The 21,478-nt window shown below is 69.0% G+C and carries 20 protein-coding genes; 9 read left to right on the forward strand and 11 right to left on the reverse strand.

What is annotated here, in order from left to right:
- Nucleotides 1-104: 104 nt before the first annotated feature.
- Together NE2_RS17540 and NE2_RS17545 are read right to left on the reverse strand one after the other, a co-directional pair.
- Complete coding sequence (locus tag NE2_RS17540) at nucleotides 105-524, reverse strand: group I truncated hemoglobin (RefSeq protein ID WP_030514801.1); 420 nt, start codon at nucleotides 522-524, stop codon at nucleotides 105-107.
- Nucleotides 525-684: 160 nt separating this feature from the next.
- Complete coding sequence (locus NE2_RS17545) at nucleotides 685-1,440, reverse strand: NADPH-dependent F420 reductase (protein WP_063027489.1); 756 nt, start codon at nucleotides 1,438-1,440, stop codon at nucleotides 685-687.
- A 90-nt stretch (nucleotides 1,441-1,530) separates the two neighbouring features.
- Here NE2_RS17545 and NE2_RS17550 point away from each other — a divergent pair, with 90 nt between their 5' ends.
- The 4 genes from NE2_RS17550 (at nucleotide 1,531) to NE2_RS17565 (ending at nucleotide 5,738) form a co-directional block, all read left to right on the forward strand.
- Nucleotides 1,531-1,917, forward strand: a complete 387-nt coding sequence (locus NE2_RS17550) for a winged helix-turn-helix transcriptional regulator (protein ID WP_218018620.1) — start codon at nucleotides 1,531-1,533, stop codon at nucleotides 1,915-1,917.
- A gap of 90 nt (nucleotides 1,918-2,007) precedes the next feature.
- Nucleotides 2,008-3,108 carry a glycine cleavage system aminomethyltransferase GcvT gene (gcvT, locus tag NE2_RS17555; RefSeq protein WP_063027493.1) on the forward strand — a complete coding sequence of 367 codons (1,101 nt, stop codon included), beginning with the start codon at nucleotides 2,008-2,010 and terminating at the stop codon, nucleotides 3,106-3,108.
- 253 nt (nucleotides 3,109-3,361) lie between these two features.
- Entirely contained in the window at nucleotides 3,362-4,462 is a 1,101-nt protein-coding gene (locus NE2_RS17560) for a branched-chain amino acid aminotransferase (protein ID WP_063027495.1), read from the forward strand.
- A gap of 298 nt (nucleotides 4,463-4,760) precedes the next feature.
- Nucleotides 4,761-5,738: a formylglycine-generating enzyme family protein gene (locus NE2_RS17565; RefSeq protein ID WP_084494112.1), complete on the forward strand. Its 978-nt coding sequence runs from the start codon at nucleotides 4,761-4,763 to the stop codon at nucleotides 5,736-5,738.
- Between the two features lie 105 nt (nucleotides 5,739-5,843).
- On the opposite strand, the gene NE2_RS17570 is transcribed toward NE2_RS17565, so the two are convergent.
- The 6 genes from NE2_RS17570 to NE2_RS17595 all read right to left on the reverse strand — a co-directional run bounded on the left by NE2_RS17570 (nucleotide 5,844) and on the right by NE2_RS17595 (nucleotide 10,856).
- Entirely contained in the window at nucleotides 5,844-6,452 is a 609-nt protein-coding gene (locus NE2_RS17570) for a TetR/AcrR family transcriptional regulator (RefSeq protein WP_063027497.1), read from the reverse strand.
- 120 nt (nucleotides 6,453-6,572) lie between these two features.
- Nucleotides 6,573-7,307, reverse strand: a complete 735-nt coding sequence (locus NE2_RS17575) for an ABC transporter ATP-binding protein (protein ID WP_063027499.1) — start codon at nucleotides 7,305-7,307, stop codon at nucleotides 6,573-6,575.
- Entirely contained in the window at nucleotides 7,304-8,428 is a 1,125-nt protein-coding gene (locus tag NE2_RS17580) for an ABC transporter permease (RefSeq protein ID WP_063027501.1), read from the reverse strand. The genes NE2_RS17575 and NE2_RS17580 overlap by 4 nt, the downstream gene beginning before the upstream one ends.
- A gap of 184 nt (nucleotides 8,429-8,612) precedes the next feature.
- Nucleotides 8,613-9,326 carry an MBL fold metallo-hydrolase gene (locus NE2_RS17585; RefSeq protein WP_063027503.1) on the reverse strand — a complete coding sequence of 238 codons (714 nt, stop codon included), beginning with the start codon at nucleotides 9,324-9,326 and terminating at the stop codon, nucleotides 8,613-8,615.
- A gap of 105 nt (nucleotides 9,327-9,431) precedes the next feature.
- A complete protein-coding gene (locus tag NE2_RS17590; RefSeq protein WP_063027505.1) occupies nucleotides 9,432-10,403 on the reverse strand; it encodes a carbohydrate kinase family protein in 972 nt (323 codons plus the stop codon).
- 102 nt (nucleotides 10,404-10,505) lie between these two features.
- Nucleotides 10,506-10,856: a HesB/IscA family protein gene (locus NE2_RS17595; RefSeq protein WP_036500157.1), complete on the reverse strand. Its 351-nt coding sequence runs from the start codon at nucleotides 10,854-10,856 to the stop codon at nucleotides 10,506-10,508.
- Between the two features lie 314 nt (nucleotides 10,857-11,170).
- Between NE2_RS17595 and NE2_RS17600 the strand changes: the two genes are divergently transcribed.
- From NE2_RS17600 to NE2_RS17620, 5 genes are all read left to right on the forward strand, one after another.
- Nucleotides 11,171-11,839: a DUF3043 domain-containing protein gene (locus NE2_RS17600; protein WP_063027507.1), complete on the forward strand. Its 669-nt coding sequence runs from the start codon at nucleotides 11,171-11,173 to the stop codon at nucleotides 11,837-11,839.
- Between the two features lie 226 nt (nucleotides 11,840-12,065).
- Nucleotides 12,066-13,970, forward strand: coding sequence for a nicotinate-nucleotide--dimethylbenzimidazole phosphoribosyltransferase (cobT, locus tag NE2_RS17605; RefSeq protein WP_084494113.1), 1,905 nt, complete (start codon nucleotides 12,066-12,068; stop codon nucleotides 13,968-13,970).
- A gap of 301 nt (nucleotides 13,971-14,271) precedes the next feature.
- Nucleotides 14,272-15,012: an adenosylcobinamide-GDP ribazoletransferase gene (locus tag NE2_RS17610; RefSeq protein ID WP_063027550.1), complete on the forward strand. Its 741-nt coding sequence runs from the start codon at nucleotides 14,272-14,274 to the stop codon at nucleotides 15,010-15,012.
- 517 nt (nucleotides 15,013-15,529) lie between these two features.
- Complete coding sequence (locus NE2_RS17615; protein ID WP_369817451.1) at nucleotides 15,530-16,570, forward strand: ATP-grasp domain-containing protein; 1,041 nt, start codon at nucleotides 15,530-15,532, stop codon at nucleotides 16,568-16,570.
- 38 nt (nucleotides 16,571-16,608) lie between these two features.
- Nucleotides 16,609-18,612 carry a hypothetical protein gene (locus tag NE2_RS17620; protein WP_030514783.1) on the forward strand — a complete coding sequence of 668 codons (2,004 nt, stop codon included), beginning with the start codon at nucleotides 16,609-16,611 and terminating at the stop codon, nucleotides 18,610-18,612.
- 96 nt (nucleotides 18,613-18,708) lie between these two features.
- On the opposite strand, the gene NE2_RS17625 is transcribed toward NE2_RS17620, so the two are convergent.
- The 3 genes from NE2_RS17625 to NE2_RS17635 form a co-directional block, all read right to left on the reverse strand.
- Nucleotides 18,709-20,301: a purple acid phosphatase family protein gene (locus NE2_RS17625; protein ID WP_063027509.1), complete on the reverse strand. Its 1,593-nt coding sequence runs from the start codon at nucleotides 20,299-20,301 to the stop codon at nucleotides 18,709-18,711.
- Between the two features lie 281 nt (nucleotides 20,302-20,582).
- A complete protein-coding gene (locus NE2_RS17630) occupies nucleotides 20,583-20,852 on the reverse strand; it encodes a DUF2277 family protein (RefSeq protein ID WP_063027511.1) in 270 nt (89 codons plus the stop codon).
- A 52-nt stretch (nucleotides 20,853-20,904) separates the two neighbouring features.
- Nucleotides 20,905-21,258 carry a hypothetical protein gene (locus tag NE2_RS17635; protein WP_063027513.1) on the reverse strand — a complete coding sequence of 118 codons (354 nt, stop codon included), beginning with the start codon at nucleotides 21,256-21,258 and terminating at the stop codon, nucleotides 20,905-20,907.
- Between the last annotated feature and the right edge of the window lie 220 nt (nucleotides 21,259-21,478).

Consider the following 21,478-nt stretch of genomic DNA (forward strand, 5'->3'; position numbering starts at 1 on the left):
TGCCGGAGACGGCCCGGTCGGGATGTCGCTCGGCCGCCGTCGATCCTGTGCGCGGGGCAGGAGCGGGCGGCGGCCGACCCGGTGCGGTCACCCGCGAGCGCAGCTCACGACACGGGTGCGTCGGAGGCGATCTCCGGCGCCAAAGGTGCGATGGCGCCGATGATTTCGCCGACGGTCGGCTCCGGAACGCCGGCGTCCGTCAGGGCGTCGGTGAGGTGGCCGGCGACGAGGTTGAAGTGGTGCATGGTGATGCCGCGGCCCTGGTGGACCTGCTTCATCGGGGCGCCGGTGTACGGTTCGGGGCCGCCGAGGGCTGCGGCGAAGAATTCCACCTGGCGCCCCTTCAGCCTCGACATGTTGGTGCCGGTGAAGAAGCCGGCGAGATCCTCGTCGGCGAGGACGCGGACATAGAAGTCCTCGACGACGGTTTCCAATGCTTCGTGCCCGCCGATCTGCTCGTAGATCGACGGGGCGGGCGCGGACGGGGCTGCGGACGATTTCGAGAAAAGTGACGAGATTCGCATGAAAACAGGAAATCAGCGGCGTGTTTCACCTCCGTTAGTTGTGTGTCGCCGACGGGTTGCCCTGTGTAGAAAGGCGGTTGCTCCGATCTCACCTCCGCCGCGGCCGGGTTGCGAGGTTTCTCTCGCTGCGATGACGAGCACGCGGGCCGCGACTATCGAACTACGGGGTGGGCATGGCCGGCACCGCCCGGCTGGGGTCCACGCCGGAGAAGGCCAGCGCGATGACGAAACCGGCGGCCTCCTCCAGCTGACGTGCGCGGTCCAGACCGCCCAGCACCACCGGTACGGCGCCGACGTCGCGTACCAGGTGTTCGGTGGTGCGCAGGGCGGCCGGGGCGTCGCCGCAGATCGTGACCGAGGGCGGTCGGTGAGTCGATCCGGTATCGGCGGTCGCGTCGGCTTCGGGTGCGGCCCACTGTTCGCTGGGGAACAGGTGGAACGCCTTGACCACGTGGGCTCCCGGCGCGAGTTCGGCCACGCGCTGCGCATGCGAGGTGCCGGACGGCAGGCGCAGCACGCCGACCCCATGGTCGATCGCATTGGTCGCATCGATGACGGTGAGACCCGACAGCGCACCACCGGGCGCGCCCACCGCGCGCAGAACCTCCTCGACTCCGGTGTAGGCCACCGCCAGCAATACCGCGTCCGCAGTTCTTCTCGCGCCCGCCCCTCCTCCAGCGTCTGCGCCGCCCGTGACTGTCGCTGGGTAAGCCGCCGCCGGAGCGTGCGCGACCACCTTTCCGCCGGCCCCGATCTCCGTCAGCGGCACGGCCCGCACATCGGCACCGAGCCGCCGCGCGAGCGCCTCGGCCTTGTCCATCGAACGCCCGGCCACCGTGATCTCGTGTCCGGCGCGGGCCCATCGGCGGCCCAGTGCCTCGGCCAAGGTGCCGGTGCCGAGAATCGTGATTCGCATCGTGTGCTCCTTCGAGTTGTCGATCCGGCGCTACGGTAGGACGGCCGATACGCACCGATCGGTGCGCGACGGATGGGTGATCATCACGGGATGAGCGGTTACGACGAGCATGCGGGCGAACTGGTCGCCGATTGCCGATTGCGCGCGGCCACAGACCTTTTCGCACACACCTGGGATCCGGTGGTGCTGGTCGGACTGCTCGGCGGAGCGCGCCGGCGCAGCGAATTGCGGGCCGAGATCGGCGGCATCAGCGACAAGGCGCTCACCGAGGCCCTGCGCCGGCTGCTCGGCCACGGCCTGATCGAGCGTCACCGCTACGCACAAGCGCCACCGCGGGTCGAATACGCGTTGACGCCGCTCGGGCTGAGCCTCGTCGAGGGCCCGATGCGAGCACTCGGCGCGTGGGTGGAGGAGCACGGGGACGCACTGCTCGAGGCGGACCCGCTCGCCGAGTTCGACACGCACGAGCACGGCTGACCCGCCGCCACCCCGCGCCGCACAGTGACCGACCCGACACAGCCGCCCGGGCGCGGACCGCGAGCCGCCGGCGCTCGATAAGCTCGCCGGGTGACCGACGAGACGCTGCAGCAGGGCCCTATCCACGCCGTCCACGCGGAGCTGGGCGCGACCTTCGCCCCGTTCGGGGGGTGGGAGATGCCGGTGCAGTACGCGGGGACCGTCGCCGAGCACACCTCCGTGCGGACCACCGTCGGTGTTTTCGATGTGAGCCACCTCGGTAAGGCGACCGTGCGCGGCGCGGGGGCGGCGGCGTTCGTGAACGCGGCGCTGACCAACGATCTCGGCCGCGTCGGGCCCGGGAAGGCGCAGTACACGCTGTGCTGCACCGAGCAGGGCGGGGTGATCGACGATCTGATCGCCTACTACGTCTCCGACGACGAGATCTTCCTGGTGCCGAATGCGGCCAATACCGCCGCGGTGGTGGCGGAGTTGCGCAAGGCCGCGCCGGAGGGCATCACGATCACCGACGAGCACCGCGAGTACGCGGTCTTCGCGGTGCAGGGCCCGAAATCGGCGGAAGTGCTTGCCGCGCTGGGCCTTCCGACCGATATGGAGTACATGGCATTCGCCGATGCCGAGTGGGACGGCCGTCCGGTGCGCGTCTGCCGCACCGGATACACCGGTGAACACGGCTATGAACTGCTGCCGCGCTGGGCCGACGCGGAGGCGGTTTTCCGCGCGCTGGTGGCCCGGGTCGACGCGGCGGGCGGGCAGCCGGCCGGACTGGGTGCGCGCGACACGCTGCGCACCGAGATGGGCTATCCGCTGCACGGCCACGAGCTGTCGCCGGAGATTTCGCCGGTGCAGGCCCGCGCGGGCTGGGCGGTCGGCTGGAAGAAGCCGGAGTTCTGGGGCAAAGCGGCTCTGACACAGGAGAAGTCGGCGGGCCCACGGCGAGTCCTGCTGGGGCTCAAGGCGCTCGATCGCGGTGTGCTGCGTCAGGGTCAGACGGTGCTTCGAGGTGAGGAGGCCGTCGGTGAGACCACCTCGGGCACCTTCTCGCCGAGCCTCAAGGTCGGCATCGCCTTGGCACTGCTGGATACCGAGGCCGGACTGGAGCCGGGCGACGAGGTCGAGGTCGATGTGCGCGGCCGCCGGTTGCGCGCCGAAGTGGTGCGCCCGCCGTTCGTGACGCCGCACACCTCCTGAACGGCGGTCGCGGACCCTCTGCGTGTGGCGGAAATCATGACGTTTCCGGAGTGGAGGGTCCGGTGGCCGTGAGTGTGCTGCGCGATTGGGACGCGGCTCTCTCCGGAGGGGCCGTTGCGGGACGAATACCTCGCATCGGACGCCCTCGACTGGGGATTATGCCCCGATTGTCGGGATTCTCGATCGCTGCTCGGCCGGTCTCCACGCAGGTCCGAGCATCGGCGTCGACGACCGCAGTTCTAGTATCGAGGTCATGACAGTCGCTGCACAGTTCACTCGTACCCCGCATCCCGCCCCAGTTCCGGCGGATCGGCGCACGGAGATTCTGGCGGCGCCCGGGTTCGGTCGCTACTTCACCGACCACATGGTGTCGATCGACTATCTCGACGGGCAGTGGACCAATGCGCGGGTCGAACCGTACGGGCCGCTGTCGATGGATCCGGCGACGATGGTGTTCCACTACGGTCAGGCCATCTTCGAGGGTCTCAAGGCGTATCGGCAGGCCGACGGCAGTATCGCCACCTTCCGCATCGATGCCAACGCGGCGCGGTTCCAGCGGTCGGCGCGACGACTGGCGATGGCAGAGCTGCCGGAGGAGTTGTTCATCGAATCGGTGCGCCAGCTACTCGAGATCGACGCGGACTGGGTGCCCGCGGCCGGTGGTGAGGAGTCGCTGTATCTGCGGCCGTTCATGTTCGCCACCGAGGCGGGACTCGGCGTGAAGCCCGCGTCCGGCTACAAGTATCTGCTGCTGGGATCGCCTGCGGGAGCGTATTTTCCGCGTGGCGTGAAGCCGGTGCGGGTGTGGCTGTCCACCGAATACGTGCGCGCCGCCCCCGGCGGTACCGGTGAGGCCAAGGTCGCCGGCAACTACGCGTCCTCGCTGCTGGCGCAGCAGCAGGCCACCGACAAGGGCTGCGACCAGGTCGTGTGGCTCGACGCCTGCGAGCGCAAGTACGTCGAGGAAATGGGCACCAACAACCTGTTCTTCGTCTACGGTTCCGGTTCCGAGGCCCGGTTGGTCACCCCGGAGCTGTCGGGGTCGCTGCTGCCGGGCATCACCCGCGACAGTCTGCTGACCCTCGCCGCCGACTCCGGTTATCCGGTCGAGGAACGCAAGGTGTCGGTCGAGGAATGGCGCAACGGCGCCGAATCCGGCGAGATCACCGAGGTTTTCGCGTGCGGTACCGCCGCGGTCATCACCCCGGTCGGCTGGGTGCAGTCCGCCGAGGGCGAATTCGAGATCGGCGGCGGTGAGCCCGGCGAGGTCACGATGGCGCTGCGCGACACGCTGACCGGGATTCAGCGCGGCACGTTCGCCGACAATCACGGCTGGTTGCGCACCCTCGCCTGACCCGGCAAACGGACTGCGGCGCCGGGTCTTTCGGGACGCGCCGTAGCCGCGCACCGGAATCGGCGCGCCCAGCCATGGGCGGCCGGTCACGCGCCGGCGATCGCCGTGCCGCCTGTGCGATACGGTCGCGGCGGTGCGCCTCATCCGCCGAGGGTGAATTCGATACCTCCTCCACAGCCGTCCGAACAGTTGCCGAATACTGCCCACGACGGGGCCAACGGCGCTGTACCGTCGGGTCAGCGAACGATCGGCTACCGCCGCCGGTGTTGTCCCTTCGGACAGTGAGGGAGAGGAAGTCATGCCATACCGCACCGACTCCGGCACCCACCACGCCTGCTGCGCACCGGCAGCGGGAAAGAGCGCCGATTCGACCGGTCACGATGCCGATGCCGGTCGGCCGGGCGAGGCGGATCGACGCGCGGAGTTCGAAGCCGCGCTGGTCGCCCTTCCCGGCGGCACCTTCACCATGGGAGACGAGAGCCGCTGGGCCTATCCCGGCGACGGCGAGGGGCCGTGCCACCGGGTCACGGTCGACGCCTTCGCCATCGGCCGGTACGCGGTGACCAATGCCGACTTCGCCGCATTCGTCGCAGACACCGGCTACCGCACCGACGCCGAGAAATACGGCTGGTCGTTCGTCTTCGCCGGCTTGCTGCCGCCGGATATGCCGCCCACCCGCGCGGTGGTCAATGCCCCGTGGTGGCGGCAGGTGGAGGGCGCGGACTGGGCTCATCCGTTCGGGCCCGACTCGGATGTCGGCACCCTGGCCGACCATCCCGTCGTCCACGTCTCCTGGGAGGATGCCGGGGCCTTCTGCACGTGGTCGGGCACGCGGCTGCCCACCGAGGCCGAATGGGAGTACGCCGCCCGCGCCGGATCCACCGGCCCCTTTCCCTGGGGCGAGGACTTCGAGCCGGACGGGGAGCGGCACATGAATGTCTTCACCGGCGAATTCCCCCGCACGGCCCCCGGCGCGCATCTCGGCACGATGCCCGTGAATGCGTACGCGCCCAACGGTTTCGGGCTCTACAACCCCACTGGGAATGTGTGGGAGTGGTGTTCGGACTTTTTTTCGCCGGACTACTATCGGCACAGTCCCGAAGCGAATCCCACCGGACCCGATCTCGGCCGCGACCGGGTGATGCGGGGCGGATCGTATCTGTGCCACCTGTCCTACTGCCGCCGCTATCGCGTCTCCGCGCGACAGGGCAGCGAGCCGGTCTCCTCGACGGGGAATCTGGGCTTTCGGGTGGTCGCGGATAAACCGGTGCAGTGAGGTCCCGCCGGGCCGGACTGCACGGGGAGAGGGGAGGGCAGAGGGCGCAGTGGCGGAGCGAGCATGCGGTCCCGGGGCGTGGCCGTGCCGCCGGGCCGAGGTGAGCTACGTGCCGTCGGGGGTGTGCGTGCCGGCCGCCGCGTGACGGAGATACGGAGTCAGTAGCTCTCGGACGCGCGTCGCCACGGTGTCGACGGGGGCGTGGTTTTCGACCATGCGCGAGGCGGTGAGGACGACGGCGTTGATCAGTTCGGCGGTGGTCGCCGGATCGGGTGCGCCGAGTTCGGTCAGCGCGGCGATCAGCGGCGTGCGGAGTTCGTCGTGGATGGCGCGGCCCTGGGCGGCGAGCGCATCGGGTGCGATATGGGTCGAAAGCCCTTGTACCACCGCGTGTTCGCCCTCGTCGACGAGTTCGAGATTGACCAGCGCATAGGTCAGGACCTTGATGCCGGGGTCGTCGGCCGCGGCCATGCGCTCGGTGATCCGTGCGCTCCAGCGGGGTAGCGCATCGGCCAGTACCGCCTCGAACAGTTCGTCTCGTGAGCCGAAATACTGATAGACGCTGGGCCGGGCCAGACCGGCGCGGGCAGCCACCTCGGCGAGGGTGGGCGCCGCACCGGTCTGTTCGGAGAGGATCGCGCGCGCGGCGTCGAGGAGGGCACGCCGCTGCGCCTGCCGGTGTTCCGCGACCGTCGCCGCCTGAATCCTCGGCACGAAACCTCCTTCTCGCCGCAGCCGGGACGGTGTTTCACCCGGCCGGGCCGCATCCGACCCTGTGCGACAGTGCTATCACATCCTGTCGCGGTCACACTCGGTCGCGGTGTGCCACGACCCTCAGCGTTCGGGGGTGAGGCGGCCGTCGACCATGTTCAATACGCGGTCACAGCGGTCGAGGATGTCGTGGTCGTGGGTGACCATGACGGTGGCGACCGCCGCCGCGCGGGTTTCGCGGGCCAGCAGTTCCACCACCTCCGCGCTGCGGGCGCGATCCAGGGCGGCGGTGGGCTCGTCGACCAGCAGGACTCGTGGCGAGCCGATCAGCGCCCGGGCGATGCCGACGCGCTGGCGTTCACCGCCGGACAGCTGCTCCGGTCGCCGATTCGCCTTCTCGCCCATGCCGACCGCGCCGAGCAACTCTCGCGGATCGCGGCGGGTGCCGGTGAGGCGGGCGACCAGCCGCAGTTGATCGGCGGCCGTGAGCGCGGGCAGCAGGTTGCCCGATTGGAAGACGAAACCGATGTGGTGCAGCCGGAATCGGGTGCGCTCGCGCGGGCCCAGGGCGGTCAGATCGGTGCCGCCGATGCGAACCCGTCCGGTATCCGGAGTGGTGAGACCGCCCGCCACGGCGAGCAGACTCGATTTACCGGAGCCGGAGGGTCCCATGATCGCGACGAATTCCCCGGGGTTGACCGACAGGTGCACGTCGTCCAGCGCGGTCACCGTATCGGCGCCGTCACCGAGGGTGAGGGTTACGCCGTCGAGTTCGAGTCCCGTCTTCGAGGCGGGAAGGTCGCCCGCACGCGCATCCTCTTGTGTCGCAGCGCCTTTGCGTGTGGTGAAGATGCTCATCGGTTGGCTCCCAAGGCCGTGAGGGGATCGATTCTGGTGACGCGCACGATGGCGGCGGCCGCGCCCAGCACGCCGAGCAACACCAGCAGGCCGGCTCCGGTGGCGACGGCTGCCGGTTCGAGCGTGAACGGCATGCCGTGGATGAAACTGCTGCCGCCGACGGCGATCAGCACTCCGATGGCGGTCGCGCCGACCAGCACCACCACGGCCTGGGTGAGTCCGTCGACGAGCAGGAACCGCGTCGGCGCGCCGATGGCCCGCAACACCGCCAACTCGCCCGTGCGCTGGATGGTCCACACCAGGAAGAACGCGCCGACCACCAGTGCCGAGATCGCGTAGAGGAACGCCTTGATCATCGTCATGGTCGCCATCTCCGCCGTATATCCGGGGGAAGCGTCGTAGGAGGCGGTGCGGGTCATGGCGGTCGTGTCCGCGGCCGCGTCGCCGGCGGTCAGGTCGAGTTTCGCACCCGGCTGCGCGCGCAGCGCCACGGCACTGGCCTCCCGGTAGGACTGCTCTCGCACCTGCTCACCCGGTTTCGCCCCGGCATGGATCTGCTGCCAGGTGTGCAGCGGCACGTAGGCGACATCGACGTGGCCGAAGGTCTGTTTGCCCGCGGTGACACCGACGATCGTCAACGTCGTGCCGAGCCGATCGATGACGACGGTGTCGCCGAGTCGCGCACCCTTGTCGAGGGCGGTCGCGCTCACGACGATGCCGTCCGGCCGATCCAGTCCTGTGCCCTGCGCCGCCGCCGGTGCCAGGAACGACTGCGGTTCGACGCCGAACAGCGCGAAGTCGACCGCGACGCCACCGCTGGTCTTGGCGTTGACCAGCGTATTGCCGAAGGGGGCCGCATCGGCCACGCCCGGCTGGGATCGCCACGCCGCTACCTGTGCGGTGTCGATCGTGCTGCGGGTGAATGCCGAATCGGTCTTCGTGCCGTGCGCGAAGGCGAAGGCGTCGACCGGCAGGGCGCGCAGGCCGGAGACACCGTCGTCGACGAGCCCGGACGACAGCCCGGACAGCATCACGGTCAGGATCGAGATGAGCGCGACCACGCCGCCCATCAGGCCGAATCTCACTCGCGCGTACCACAGTTCGCGCAGTGCCAGGAACATGACAACACTCCTTACGGCTGCCGCCGGTCGGACCGGCGGCGCGACAGCACCATCTTCCTGACGGTGCGTCGGTAAGATATCAACGCCGCGTCGGCAAAAGTTCGCCGGGGTGGTGAATCCGCCCAGAAAATGCGAAAAGCCCTCTCGCACAAGGCGAAAGGGCTCGGAGGGTGGTGGCGGTCGCTCAGCCGGGCATCAGCATATGCCACTGTTCGAGGGTGGTCGGGCGCATGACGTAGTTGTTCTCCCGCACCGAAGACAGGGCCGCGCTGGGTTCTTCCGAGTACCAGTGGCCGGGGTAGACGACCGGGTCGCCGGACAGCTCGGCCAGGTGGCGCAGGCTGCGGAACATGGCGTCGGAATCGCCGCCGGGGAAGTCGGTGCGGCCGCAGCCGTCCACGAACAGGGTGTCACCGGCGACGAGCCGGTCCTCGAACAGGAAGCACTGGCTGCCCGGCGTGTGGCCGGGGGTGTGCAGGAATTCGATCTCGACGCCACCGACGGCGAGGGTGTCGCCGTGGTCGTGTCCGGTCAGCTCGCTCGGGGCGATACCGGTGACATTGGCGACCCAGGACAGTTCCTCGTGGTTCACGTGCACCGGAACCTGCACCCGCTCGAGCAGTTCCTTCACCCCGCGCAGGGTGAAACCCATCATCGTGCCGCCCACGTGGTCGGGATGATGATGGGTTGCCAGCACACCGGTCAGCCGCAGGCCGTCGGCCTCGGCGATATCGACCAGATCACCCGCCGCGTACGCGGGATCCACCACCACACATTCGCCGGACTCGCGATCACCGATCACATACGAGAAATTCCGCATCTGCGTGGCAATCGGATCGCCGACGGCCCAGTCCCGGCCCGCCAGCAGTTGACGAAAATATAAACGATCGGATCCCATACGCACACCCTATTGTTCGCCGGCGAACTCCGCGCATCCGGACGCAATGTTGTGAATCGTCACGGCCGCGGGCCGCCCGATGGCCCGGTCTCTCGGGGCCGGCGCTCAGCTCAGCAGCGCGCCGAGTTCGTCCGCGGCCTCCGGGCCGTACGCGCCGCGCAACCGTCGCAGCGCGTCGTCGCGGTCGAGCGACCACTCCTGGGTACCCACGGTTTCCAGCACCAGCACCGCGGTCAGCGAACCCAGCTGGGCCGAGCGCTGCAGGCTGAGTCCGGCGGTGTGCCCGGTGAGGAAGCCGGCCCGGAACGCGTCGCCGACGCCGGTGGGGTCGACCTGCGAAAGTTCCGGCACTACTTCGACATTCACCTCGACACCATCACCGTCGACGATCAGGGCGCCCTTGGCGCCGAGGGTGGTGACGCGAATGCCGACCCGGCGGCCGATCTCCTCGGGGGACAGGCCGGTCTTCTGCAGCAGCAGGCCCCACTCGTACTCGTTGGTGAAAAGGTATGTGGCGCCGTCGATCAGGGCGAGCGCCTGGTCGCCGTCGAGGCGGGCCAGCTGCTGCGAGGGGTCCGCGGCGAAGGGGATACCGAGCTTGCGGCACTCCTCGGTGTGGCGCAGCATCGCGTCGGGATCGTTGGCGCCCACCAAAACCAGGTCCAGCGAACGGTTTTCGGCCACCTCGGCGATCGAGATGTCGCGGGCCTCGCTCATCGCGCCGGGATAGAACGACGCGATCTGGGCCATGCTCTCGTCGGTCGTGCAGACGAAGCGCGCGGTGTGCGCGGTTTCGGAGATCCGCACCGCCGAGCAGTCCACGCCGTGGCGCTCGAGCCAGTCGCGGTACTCACCGAAGTCGGGGCCGACCGCGCCGACCAGCAGCGGGTTCCCGTTCAGCAGACCCATCGCGTACGCGATGTTGCCGCCGACACCGCCTCGGCGAATCACCAGATCGTCGACCAGAAAACTCAACGACACGTGCTGCAACTGATCGGCAAGCAGGACGTCGGAGAATTTCCCCGGAAAACGCATCAAATGGTCGGTCGCGATGGAAGCGGACACAGCGATGGTCACGAAGCCCGGTCCTTGTCTGTCGAGGGCGGAATCAGCCTTACCGTACCGTGTGCACGACACGGCGCGGAACCTCCGCAGAGATTCCGCGCCGGGAGCAGATCGTCAGTTGAAGCTGTCGCCGCAGGCGCAGGAGCCGGTGGCGTTCGGGTTGTCGATCGTGAAGCCCTGCTTCTCGATCGTGTCGACGAAGTCGATGGACGCACCCTGGACATACGGGGCGCTCATCCGGTCGACGGCCAGCTTGACCCCACCGAACTCGGCGGTCAGGTCGCCGTCGAGGGTGCGATCGTCGAAGAACAGCTGGTACCGCAGACCCGCGCAACCGCCCGGCTGCACCGCGATGCGCAGCGCCAGATCGTCGCGGCCCTCCTGGTCCAGCAGCGCCTTCGCCTTGGACGCGGCGGCGTCGGTCAGGATCACACCGTGGGTGGTGGTCTCGTTCTGCACAGTCATGAAGTCTCCTCGCAGACCCTCGTTACCCGTGAACGTTGTTTCCGTGAACAGCGCACGGCTCGGTAGCTGTCAACGCCACGTCGCGGGTGGCTATTCCAATCTTGCCACTGCGCGCGCCGACATGGGCCCGTCGGCCCCGGAATTGCCGGGTGGACGGCGCTCGGACGTGCGAATCACCACACCCGGGGGGCGTGTCGCGGGGTACAGACCGGCCGGTCGGAGCCGGTTTGCCGGTATGGGCGGTATGACCGATCACACAGGCTCAGCGGAGACCGTATTTCCAGGCCGGTACGCCATCCAATAGCCTGGTCGGCGTGAAGTTCCTGCGCCGTGGCGATGCCAGCACCACCGACGACCACGTCGACGACACGTCGGCCGCGACCGACGACGACACGGCCACGGCAGCGCAGCGGCCCGCACCGACCGCCGGCAAGGGGCGCCCGACGCCCAGACGCCGCGATGTCGAGGGCAGGCGCCGCGGGCCGGTCGCGCCCGCGCCGCTGACCGCCAAGGAGGCCCGGGCCAGGCGCAAGGCCACCCGCGGCAACCGCGAGGAACGCAAGGTCGCCTCGGCCGAACGCCGGGCCGCTGCCGCCGATCGCCGCGCCCGGATGCTCGCCGGTGAGGACAAATATCTGCTGCCGCGCGACCGCGGCCCGGTTCGTGCCTACGTCCGCGACCTGGTCGACGCCCGCCGCAATCTGGTCGGACTGTTCATGCCGCTGGCGCTGGTGCTGATCCTGACCATGTTCCTCACCCCGCAGGTGCAGGCCTACGTCACCCTCGCGATGATCGTGATGATGCTGTTCATGGTCGCCGAGGGCTTCGTGATCGGCCGCCTGATCAACAAGCGGGTGCAGGAGCGCTACCCCGACGACACCACCTCGAGCTGGTCGCTGGGCTGGTACGCCTTCGTCCGCGCCTCCCAGATCCGCCGCATGCGCGCCCCGAAGCCGCGGGTGTCGCCCGGCGACGCGGTCTGAGTTTCGGGTATCCGGCGCCGGACCGCACGATCGTTCTCCGCGCGGGCAGCCGTATGTCCGGTCGGCGGGGCGGTTGCTGTGTACTTCCGGTGGAGGGCCGCCGCGAGTGTGCTGAACAGCGGCGCCGGACGGATCGAACTCGGCCGTTGCGGGGGCATCGGGCTCGGAGAAGCAGCGCCTCGGGTGTGCGGCGGCCGGGGTACGGGCCGATTGGTACCGTGCTGACGTGGTGAACGATGCTGCGGGCGGCCGAGGGCTGCGGACGCTGGTGCTCGGTGGGGCGCGCTCGGGGAAATCCGCCTATGCCGAGGAGGTGGCCGGCTGCAGCGGACCGGTGCGCTACGTCGCGACCGCGGTTCCCGATCCCGCCGACGCCGACTTCGCCGATCGTATTGCCGCCCATCGCGTTCGGCGCCCCGGCACCTGGCATGTGGTGGAGGGCGATCCGATCGCCGTGCTCGGTGACTCGGCGCCGGTGACGCTGATCGACGACCTCGGCACCTGGTTGACCGCCCGCATCGACGCGCGCGCGGCCTGGGAATCGCCGCGCGGCACCGTCGGCCCCGATATCGACGCGCTGGTCGCGGCGGTGACCGGCTATGCGGACCGCTTGCTGATCGTGAGCCCGGAGGTGGGACTGGGTGTGGTTCCGGCGACCGCGTCGGGACGACTGTTCCAGGACGAGATCGGGACGCTGAATCAGCGGCTCGCGGCGGTGTGCGACGAGGTCGTGCTGGTCGTCGCCGGAGTGCCGGTCGTCCTGAAGGGGGCCGGTACTCCGGCCGGAAGCGGGATCGCGGCGGCCTCCGCCGCGGTCGCGGCCGCCGGGCTGGGAGATGTTGCGGCGCAGCGAGTTCCGGCTTCCGACAGCGCTGGTTCCGCGGGCCGGGAGCGTCCGGTCCACGGGTCCGGTTTCGCCGACTCCGCTGCGGCGGAGAAAGCGTTGTCATCCGGTCACGATGCGGACGGCGGCGCTACGCCGGCCTCGGAAGCCGGAGCTACCGCTGCCGGCTCGGTGGTGGGTTCGACCCCGCGTGGCCTCGCCGAATTCGACGGCACCACACCGGCATTCGGTCCGGTCGCCGCGCCCGACGCACGGGTGCGGGCCGAGGCCGAGCAGCGGCAGTTGCAGTTGACCAAACCGGCGGGGGCGCTCGGGCGGTTGGAGACGCTGGGCAATTGGGTGGCGGCGTGCCAGGGGCAGTGCCCGCCGCATCAGTTCCGGCGTGCCCGGGTCGTGGTGTTCGCGGGCGACCACGGAGTGGCGCGACACGGTGTGTCGGCGTATCCGAGCGAGGTGACCGCGCAAATGGTCGCCAACTTCCTGGCCGGTGGGGCGGCGGTGAACGCGCTGGCGCGCCTCGCCGACGCGACCGTGCGGGTGGTGGACATCGCGGTGGACGCCGACACCGATCCATCGGTCTCGGCACACAAGATTCGCCGCTCCAGCGGAGCCATCGACCGCGAGGACGCCCTCACCGAAGCCGAGCTGTACGCCGCGCTGGCGGCGGGCCGCGCGATCGCCGACGAGGAGATCGACAGCGGGGCCGACCTGCTGATCGCCGGCGATATGGGGATCGGAAACACCACGCCGGCAACGGTTCTCATCGCCACGCTCACCGACACCGAGCCGGTGGTGGCGATCGGCCGCGGCACCGGCGTCGACGATGCCGGATGGATGCGCAAGGCCTCCGCGATCCGCGACGCCATGTGGCGTGCGCGCCCGCATCGCCAGGACCCGTTCGCGCTGCTGCGGATCGCCGGTGGCGCGGATTTCGCCGCTATGGCCGGCTATCTCGCTCGAGCCGCCGCACGGCGCACGCCGGTGATTCTCGACGGTGTGGTGGTCACCGCCGCGGCGCTCATCGCCGAAATGCTCGCCCCCGGTGCGAAGCGCTGGTGGGTGGCGGGGCATCGGTCCACCGAGCCGGCGCACCCGCCGGCCCTCGCCAAGCTCGATCTGGAGCCGCTGGTCGAGCTGAACATGCGGCTCGGTGAAGGCTCCGGTGCGGTGAGCGCGCTGCCGCTGCTGCGCGCGGCCGTCGCCGCGCTCTCGGAGATGTCGACCTTCGGTGAGGCGGGGGTGAGCACCGCCGAATCCGATTCGGCCGCACCGGAAGTCGTGTCCTGAACGAGGGGCGCGGACCGGATCGCCCGGCCCGCAGGGTGCGGCCGGGTCGCCGGCCGGCCGGTGTCCGAGGCGTCTGCGCGCGCGCGGAACTGCGGCCCTCGGCCCGTGGATCCCGTCCCGGGCGCCGCGGCAGCGGTGTGCCGGCCCGCACGGCCGGCCCCCTGAGTGCGCCGCGGAAGACCGGTCGGATCGGGTATTTCGTCGAACACCCGCGCGCAGGGTGGAGTGGTCGGTCGGCGGCACCGCACGCGGCATCGAGATACGCGTCCTGCGGCATCGCCGCATCGGGGCTCCGGCCGTGATCGCGGCGGCTCGTCTCGCGCTCTCGTGGTTGACGGTGCTGCCGGTGCGCGGACCCGAGACGGTCGACCGCAAGGCGGCGGCGGGAGCGATCGCGGCCGCACCGGTGGTCGGGGCGATGCTGGGGGCCGGCGCCGCCGGGTTGCTGTGGGTACTGATCCGGGCCGGAACGGGTTTCGCGCTGGCCGGGCTGATCACCGTCGGTGCGCTGGGACTGGCGACCCGCGGAATGCATCTGGACGGGCTGGCCGATACCGCGGACGGGCTCGGCAGTTACGGGCCGCCGGAGCGTGCCCGGGAGATCATGAAGAGCGGCGGGGCGGGGCCCTTCGGGGTGGCCGCGTTGATCTTCGCCATCGGGGTTCAGGCGCTGTCGTTCGCCGCCCTCGCCGAGCACGGCCGCTGGTTCGCGGTCGGGCTCGCGGTGGCCGTCGGACGGGTTGCGGTCGTCCTCGCCTGCCGCGGATACGCTTCCGCTCCCGGCGCCGGATTCGGTGCGCTGGTGGCGCGCACGCAGTCGGCGGTGACACCGGCGGTCTGGACTCTCGCCGCGCTCGTCGCCGGCGTCTTCGCCGCGCCCGCGTCCTGGCTCGGGCCGGTCGCGGTCGCCGTGGCTCTGGCGGGTGCGGCTCTACTGGTATGGCATTGTGTGCGGCGTTTCGGCGGGCTCAACGGTGATGTGCTCGGCGCCGCCGTCGAGGTGACCGTCGCGGTCACCGCCGCGGTGCTGTCACTGTCCTGAGTCCGTCGGACCGCCCGATCGGCCGTACCGTTTCATCCACCCTGAAGGACCCCACCAGCGAAAATGATTGTGTGTCAATAACGCAACGGCGTTGCCCCTGTTTGGGAATGAAACACCGGGGTATCCGTGAGCAATGACGGTGATAGAGCGGATCGCCGTTGTTGCCGCCCGTCGACGATGCCGAGCGCACGCGCGGCGATACCGGAGCCCGCCGAATTCGCAGCCCCCGGTATCGAGCGCAGGACCACCGCGCGATAAGACGACCTCGCGATCGACGAACGGTGCACCGAGGTCGAAGAGGGGAGCAGGTTTGTCGATTACATCCCGTGAATCGAAGCGCAGGAACCCGGACAAAGGCTATGTCGCCCTGCTGGGTTGGAGTCTGAACGCGGTCGAAGCGGTGGACCGATTCGATCGGCGTTATGTGGTCGTAGCCCCGGAGTGGGCAGAGGAATACTGCACCGAGAACGAAATACCCTACCTCTGCTGGAATTTCGAGCGACTCAACGACCGGTCGATGGAAATCGCGGAGACCCTGAAGGAGATGGGCGTCGACGTCGCCATCCCGATCTTCGAGGAGACCGTGGAATGGGCGGGTGCGATCAACTCGGTGCTACTGGACAATCCGCGGCTGCTCGGCCAGGCCATGCTGCTGCGCGACAAATCGCTGATGAAGCGTCGCGCGCAACTGGGCGGTATCCGGGTGGGCATCTTCGAGGAGGCACACGAGCGTGACGACGTCATCCGGTTCCTCAAGCGCGTCAACCAGACCCTGCTCAAACTCGACGGCGATCCGAACGATCCGATCCATGTCAAGGCCTTCGACAAGGCCGGCTGCCTCGGTCACCGGGTGATCCGCACCCCCGACGAGATCGACGCCATCCCCGACGACGAGTTCCCGGTCCTGATGGAATCCCATTTGGACGGTTGGGAATTCGCGGTCGAGGCGTGGATCCACGACGGCAAGATCCGATTCCTCAACATCTCCGAATACGTACGGCTCGGCTACTCCGTCTTCGTCCCCGCGACCCCGGAACTGGAAAAGTACCGGCCGGAGATCACCCGGCAGGTCGAAAAGTTGATCAAGACCTTCGATATCGAATTCGGGTTCGTCCATCCGGAGTATTTCGTCACCAGCGACGGTGAGATGTACTTCGGCGAGGTCGCCTATCGCCCGCCCGGGTTCAAGGTTTTCGAATTACTCGAGCGCGCATACGGATTCAACGCCTATCACGCGCTGGTACTCGCATTCGATCCGAAGACCACCGAGGAGGAGATCGTGGAGTTCTTCCCTCGCGAAGTGGTGGATGCGAAAGGACATGCCGGTTCGTTCGGCGTCTACCCGCGGCGGCGGGTGGTCAGCCGGTTGTCGATCCCGGAGGAGACGGAGGATCACGAGTATTTCGAAACCCACGAACTCACCGCCCCGCTGTCGGAAAAGGTCACCAAGCGAACCGCATTCGGCAATCACTGGGGTCTGCTGTACTTCTTCGGCGAAGACCCGTACGCTCTGCGGGACCTGCTGAAGCGACAGGAAGAACTCGACTTCTACGTATGAATCCTTCTCGGCAGGAATGGATCACGGGAGGATCCTGATTGACTCCACTCGGCAGCGACGACGACACTCTGGACAGACGTCTCGCCACGCTGGACGAAGCCACGCGAATTCTGGGCGCCACCAGCGATTTCGGTAAGCAGGTGAAGCTGTCCAGGGTGCTGGGTGCGCTGCGGCGGGTGCTGCTGCTGCCCGGCGGCTGCGCGGCGGTGCGGGCGCGGGCGAGCGGTCTCGAGGCGGCCGGGCTGTTCCTGGGTACCGACTGGGCGAAACCGGAGATCCTCATTCCGGCGCTGAGTGTGGGCTCGTTGCGCAGCGCCAACGCCGACACGGTAGTGCTGGAGACGGTGAGCGATCTGCGCCTGCTGGCGGTGGCCAAGGGCGAGTTCACGCATCCGTCGGTGAGCGCGGAGCAGGCGCTGGGGCATCTGTCGCAGGTGCTGGCGGTGAACCTGAGCCTGCTGTTCACCCCGCCCAGCGAGGCCGAACGCGAACAGCAGGGGAGGATGGCGCGGGTCTCGCGGGAGCTGCTGCATCACCTGGTGGAGGAGATCGGCTACGAGAAGGTGCTCGAGCATCTCGTCGACGAGATCTGGCGGATTCTGCGCCAGCGACCCATCCAGGTCGAGCAGGTGAAGCGGATGATCACGCAGATCGCCGTCGCCCGCAGCAATCCCGATATCGATCTCGGCGCCACCGGGCTGGGTGCGGACCGGCTGATCAGCAGCCTCTACGGCACCACCGACGCCTGCCGGGAGGATCCGGGTGTCGAGGTCTACCGCACGCGCCTGGACGGTATGGACGACAGCGCATTGCAGTACGAGGCAACGGGTTTCGCGCGCTCGATGCACGACACCGGGCTGGTGTCGCCGTATCATGCGGTCCTGCTGCGGTTCCTGCTGACCAAGGGGGAATATCTGCTCGGTGAGGCGCTGGGCTTGTCCAGCACCGGGCGCGACAGCCTGCTGTGCTACCACGAACTCGTGCGCAACCTGATCGAGGAGGCCGTGCACGTCGAGACCGCGCAGGGCATCTACGGGCTCGCGCTGCTGCTGGAGCGGGGGATTCTGTATCAACCGCCGGTCGCGCCCGCGCTGTGGCGGCAACTCGCGCTGCAGGTATCGCCGCGCTCGCGGGAGCGGCTGCACGAGGTGTTCGGGCCGGTGCCGGACGCACGGGCGCGGTTGCTGTCCGGGATGCTGTCGATTCTGGGCCTGCCGCTCGGCGTGGGCCAGGGCGACAACCCGACCTGCCAGTCGGCGCGCGCCCTGTCGATGTGGGCCTACAACGATCCCGACTATCTGTTGCAGACCGTGGCGTGGGCGGCCCGCGACGACGAGATCGTCATGCATTTCGAGGGACAGCCGATCTCCTCGAAGGAGGCCGGTGCCGGGGTCGCGACCTCGCTGCCGATGGACCTGGACCCGGTATCGCTGCTGGTCGTCCCGCATCTCGATCGGATCTACGCCGAAATGGGGCGGCGCTGCGCCGGGCGCGAGGGCGATCCGCATCGGTGGATCAATCCCGAATTCCACGGCTGGTGGTCCGGGCGCGGATTCCGCATCAATGTCGACGTGGAGACCGGGCGGCTGATCGACGTCGACGAATTCCTGCGGCACTTCTACGCCAGCTACCACCCCTTCTACAACGGCAATCAGCCGCTGATCCACCCGCAGCCGGCCGGCATCGCGGTGACCGACAGCGCCGCCCGGTTCGTCGGCTGGCACGCGATCACCATCCTACGGGTCAGCCTCGATCCGCAGGACACCATGCGGGTCTACTTCTACAACCCGAACAACGACAGCGGCCAGGACTGGGGCGACGGCGTGGTCGTCGGCACGGCCGGGCACGGGGAACGGTTCGGTGAGGGATCGCTGCCGTTCGAGCAGTTCGCCTCGCGGCTCTACATCTTCCACTTCGACCCGCTCGAACGCGGCGAACCGGCCGCGGTGGCGCGTCCGGAGCTGGATCGGGTCGTCGGCTACATCCACCGCAGCTGGGGTGCGGACCGGTTGCCGGAGATCGTGAGCGATGCGCCGTCGTGACCCGGCGGATAGGTTGCGTGCATGGACGATTCACGGTGGCGAGCGGCCGTCGTGGCCGAGGGCGATGCGATCGCCGCGCGATCATCGTGCTGGGGGTCAGCTGTCGGAGCGGGGGCGGGTGAGGATGAAGGAGTCCACCGGTTTCAGCGTGCCGGTGACAGCGTAGTAGGTGGCCGTCATGGTGGTGTGGCCGCCGGGGGAGCCGGGGTTCACGTCGAAAGCGCAGAATCCGTAAGGGTGTTCGGGGTCTTTGAAGGCGGACCAGGGTGCTTGTTCCATCACGTAGATCGGCGCCTTCTTACCGGTGCCAGGGTCGACGGCGCCGACACCGGTGATCACCCGGCACTGCTGTCCGGGGAAGAACAGCCCGTTCGAGGGGGCGGAGGTTCCGCCGCCGCCGATCACGAGATGCACTGTGCCCTTGGAGGTGTCGATGATCTCGGGTGCGGTCGCGGTGGCGGGCGTGACAGCTTCGGGGACCGGTTTCGGGGTGAGGGTGTCGCTGCCGAGGACGCCGCGGACGGGATGTGAACGCTCGTAATGGTGTTCGTGACCGCACAGCACCAGATCGACCTGGTAGCGGTCGAACAGCGGCAGCCACTCCTGGCGGATCCCCAGATCGGCGCCGTTGGCCTTGTCGGCCGAGGAGATCGCGGTCTGGTGCATGAACACGACGATCCAGTCGATGGCGCGGTCGGCTCGAGCGGCGGCCAGTTCCTGGTCGAGCCAGCGCTTCTGGGCGCCGCCCGAGTAGCCGTGCACGTAGGAGTTGCCGCCGTCCTGCAGGCAGATGTCGTCGTTGGCCACCGCGATCACCCGGACCGCGCCGACCGTGAAGGCGTACCAGAGCCCGCGCGCGAGATCCTCGGCCCCGCTGTCGGGCACGGTGAAATACGTTTGGAACGCCTCGTAACCGATCGGACCGTTGCCGCGTTCGTTCTCGTGATTGCCGGGCGCCGGCATCCACGGGCGGTGGCGAGCGGAGCGAGAATTGTTGGCCCACCAGTCGTTCCAGGTACGGATCCGGTCGGTGGCGAGATTGGCGTAGCACAGGTCGCCGTTGACGAGATTGAACAGCGGGGCGAGGTGTTCGATCCCCGCGGTGACATCTCCGGCGACGGGGGAGCCGAGGTTGTCGTTGACGTAGCGGCCGTTGTCCAGTTTGCCGAGCGTCGGGGTGCCCTGATCGCCGAAACTGGTGAAGCGGAACGCGGCCCGGCCCGCCGGTGCGGTGCGGTGCGTGCCCAATTCCGGTGTGGCGCCGTCGTGTCCGGCCGCGTAGATGTAGTCGGTGTCCGGCGTGAGCCCGGTCAGCACCGCGTGATGGGCATACACCTCCGTGCCCGAGGCGGCGTCCCGGTAGATCCGGGTCTGCGCCTGGGCGGTCGCGCCGAAACCCGTTGTCGCCGTGCCGAATCGCACCACCGGATTGCGCACCGAGCCCGAACTCTGCCAGCTGACCACGGCCTCGCGCGCGGCGTCGGCGCCGAACTGCAGGTGCAAGCCCGTGACCGGTGGTGCGGCCACCCGGGCCGGCTCGATCGCCAATTCCGGCGACAGCGGCCAGAATCGCCCGCCGCTTCCGGTCGACGACCCGTCGCCGTGCAATGCCGCCGTCGTCCCCGCGCCCACGGCCAGCCCGGCGATCGCCGCCGCCCCCGACGCGCCGAACAGCCACCGCCGGCTCACCCCGCGCGATCGGTCGGGGCGAGCGCCGACGCCCTCCGGTCCTCCTACTCGAGCAGCGGCTTCCGGCCCAGCGGTGTCATTTCCGTGCGTACCGCCGCCCGGCGTCGCACCAGGCCCTGCCCCCGCCCCGGCGCTACCCGCCTGCTCCGATACCGGCTCCGACGCATCCCGCTCGTCCATCCCTCCAGCCAACCGTGCGCGGGTTCAGAAAACCCCACGCCACGGCGAACGCCGGGTGAATCACGAGCCGAACGCCATCGAGAACCGGTCCGCCGCCCTGCTCAGGCGCGAGCGGCGATGCGTGCTTGTACCTCCGGGCGCCGCAGCGGCGGAACCGACTTCGGCGGGACCTTGCGCTCGGGCAGCGCCGCCAGCAGCCGGGTGGTCGCCGCCGCGATCTCGGCGACGGCCTCCTCGACCGCGGGGCGGGTGGCCTCGGAGATACTGCTCAGACCACCCACCTTGCGGACGTACTGCAGCGCGGCCGCGTCGATTTCCTCGGGTGTCGCCGCGGGGTCCAAGCCGCGCAGCGCGGTGATGTTTCGGCACATGCCTATGAGGGTAGGCCGCGTGCCGGTTGCGATCGAGCCGTGTGATACCGGCTCAGGCGGCGCTGCCGCTCGAGAACGGCGAATAGCCGTAGCCGTAGCCATACCCGTAACCACCGGTCCACGGGCTGTACCACCCGGGATAGAAGCCGCCGTAGCCTCCGCCCGGCACACCCCAGCCGGGCATTCCCCAGCCGCCGTGATGGCCCCAACCGTGATGACCCCAGCCGTGGACGAACTGGATATCGGTTCCGGGTGCCTGGACTTCCTGGGACTGGGCCGGGACCGCCACCGGTTCGGCGAGAGCGGGGGCAGCGGCCGCCACGATCGGGGCCGCCGCGATGGCGACCGCGATCACCGTGCGTGACATGCGGGTGCGGATCTTCGAGGGCAGTTCGTTTCGAACCATCGGAATTCCTTATGTACGTTTCTCGGTCATATCCGTCCACGGCTCGAGCCGAGCCGCTCAACTTGCTTGACGCTATTCAATGTACCGCTATTTAACGGCACGTTCAAGAGTGTCGAAAAGATGACGTGACGTCTATGCACGCGTGGGAAAGGAATCGCTCCGATCGGGGCGAGCGCCGCACCGCCGGGCCGTGATCGGCCGCGGTGCGACGCCGCCTCGC

Origin of the sequence: Nocardia elegans NBRC 108235, from assembly GCF_001612845.1 — a bacterium.
Taxonomy (GTDB): domain Bacteria; phylum Actinomycetota; class Actinomycetes; order Mycobacteriales; family Mycobacteriaceae; genus Nocardia; species Nocardia nova.

Excerpts from the sequence above, each read along its gene's own strand:
- NE2_RS17585 (WP_063027503.1), bottom strand. The coding sequence starts at position 9,326 with ATGGGATCCGATCGTTTATATTTTCGTCAACTGCTGGCGGGCCGGGAC.
- NE2_RS17630 (WP_063027511.1), bottom strand. The coding sequence starts at position 20,852 with ATGTGCCGAAACATCACCGCGCTGCGCGGCTTGGACCCCGCGGCGACA.
- NE2_RS17560 (WP_063027495.1), top strand. The coding sequence starts at position 3,362 with ATGACAGTCGCTGCACAGTTCACTCGTACCCCGCATCCCGCCCCAGTT.
- NE2_RS17540 (WP_030514801.1), bottom strand. The coding sequence starts at position 524 with ATGCGAATCTCGTCACTTTTCTCGAAATCGTCCGCAGCCCCGTCCGCG.
- NE2_RS17550 (WP_218018620.1), top strand. The coding sequence starts at position 1,531 with ATGAGCGGTTACGACGAGCATGCGGGCGAACTGGTCGCCGATTGCCGA.
- NE2_RS17565 (WP_084494112.1), top strand. The coding sequence starts at position 4,761 with ATGCCATACCGCACCGACTCCGGCACCCACCACGCCTGCTGCGCACCG.
- NE2_RS17545 (WP_063027489.1), bottom strand. The coding sequence starts at position 1,440 with ATGCGAATCACGATTCTCGGCACCGGCACCTTGGCCGAGGCACTGGGC.
- NE2_RS17575 (WP_063027499.1), bottom strand. The coding sequence starts at position 7,307 with ATGAGCATCTTCACCACACGCAAAGGCGCTGCGACACAAGAGGATGCG.
- NE2_RS17595 (WP_036500157.1), bottom strand. The coding sequence starts at position 10,856 with ATGACTGTGCAGAACGAGACCACCACCCACGGTGTGATCCTGACCGAC.
- NE2_RS17615 (WP_369817451.1), top strand. The coding sequence starts at position 15,530 with ATGGAAATCGCGGAGACCCTGAAGGAGATGGGCGTCGACGTCGCCATC.
- NE2_RS17635 (WP_063027513.1), bottom strand. The coding sequence starts at position 21,258 with ATGGTTCGAAACGAACTGCCCTCGAAGATCCGCACCCGCATGTCACGC.
- NE2_RS17580 (WP_063027501.1), bottom strand. The coding sequence starts at position 8,428 with ATGTTCCTGGCACTGCGCGAACTGTGGTACGCGCGAGTGAGATTCGGC.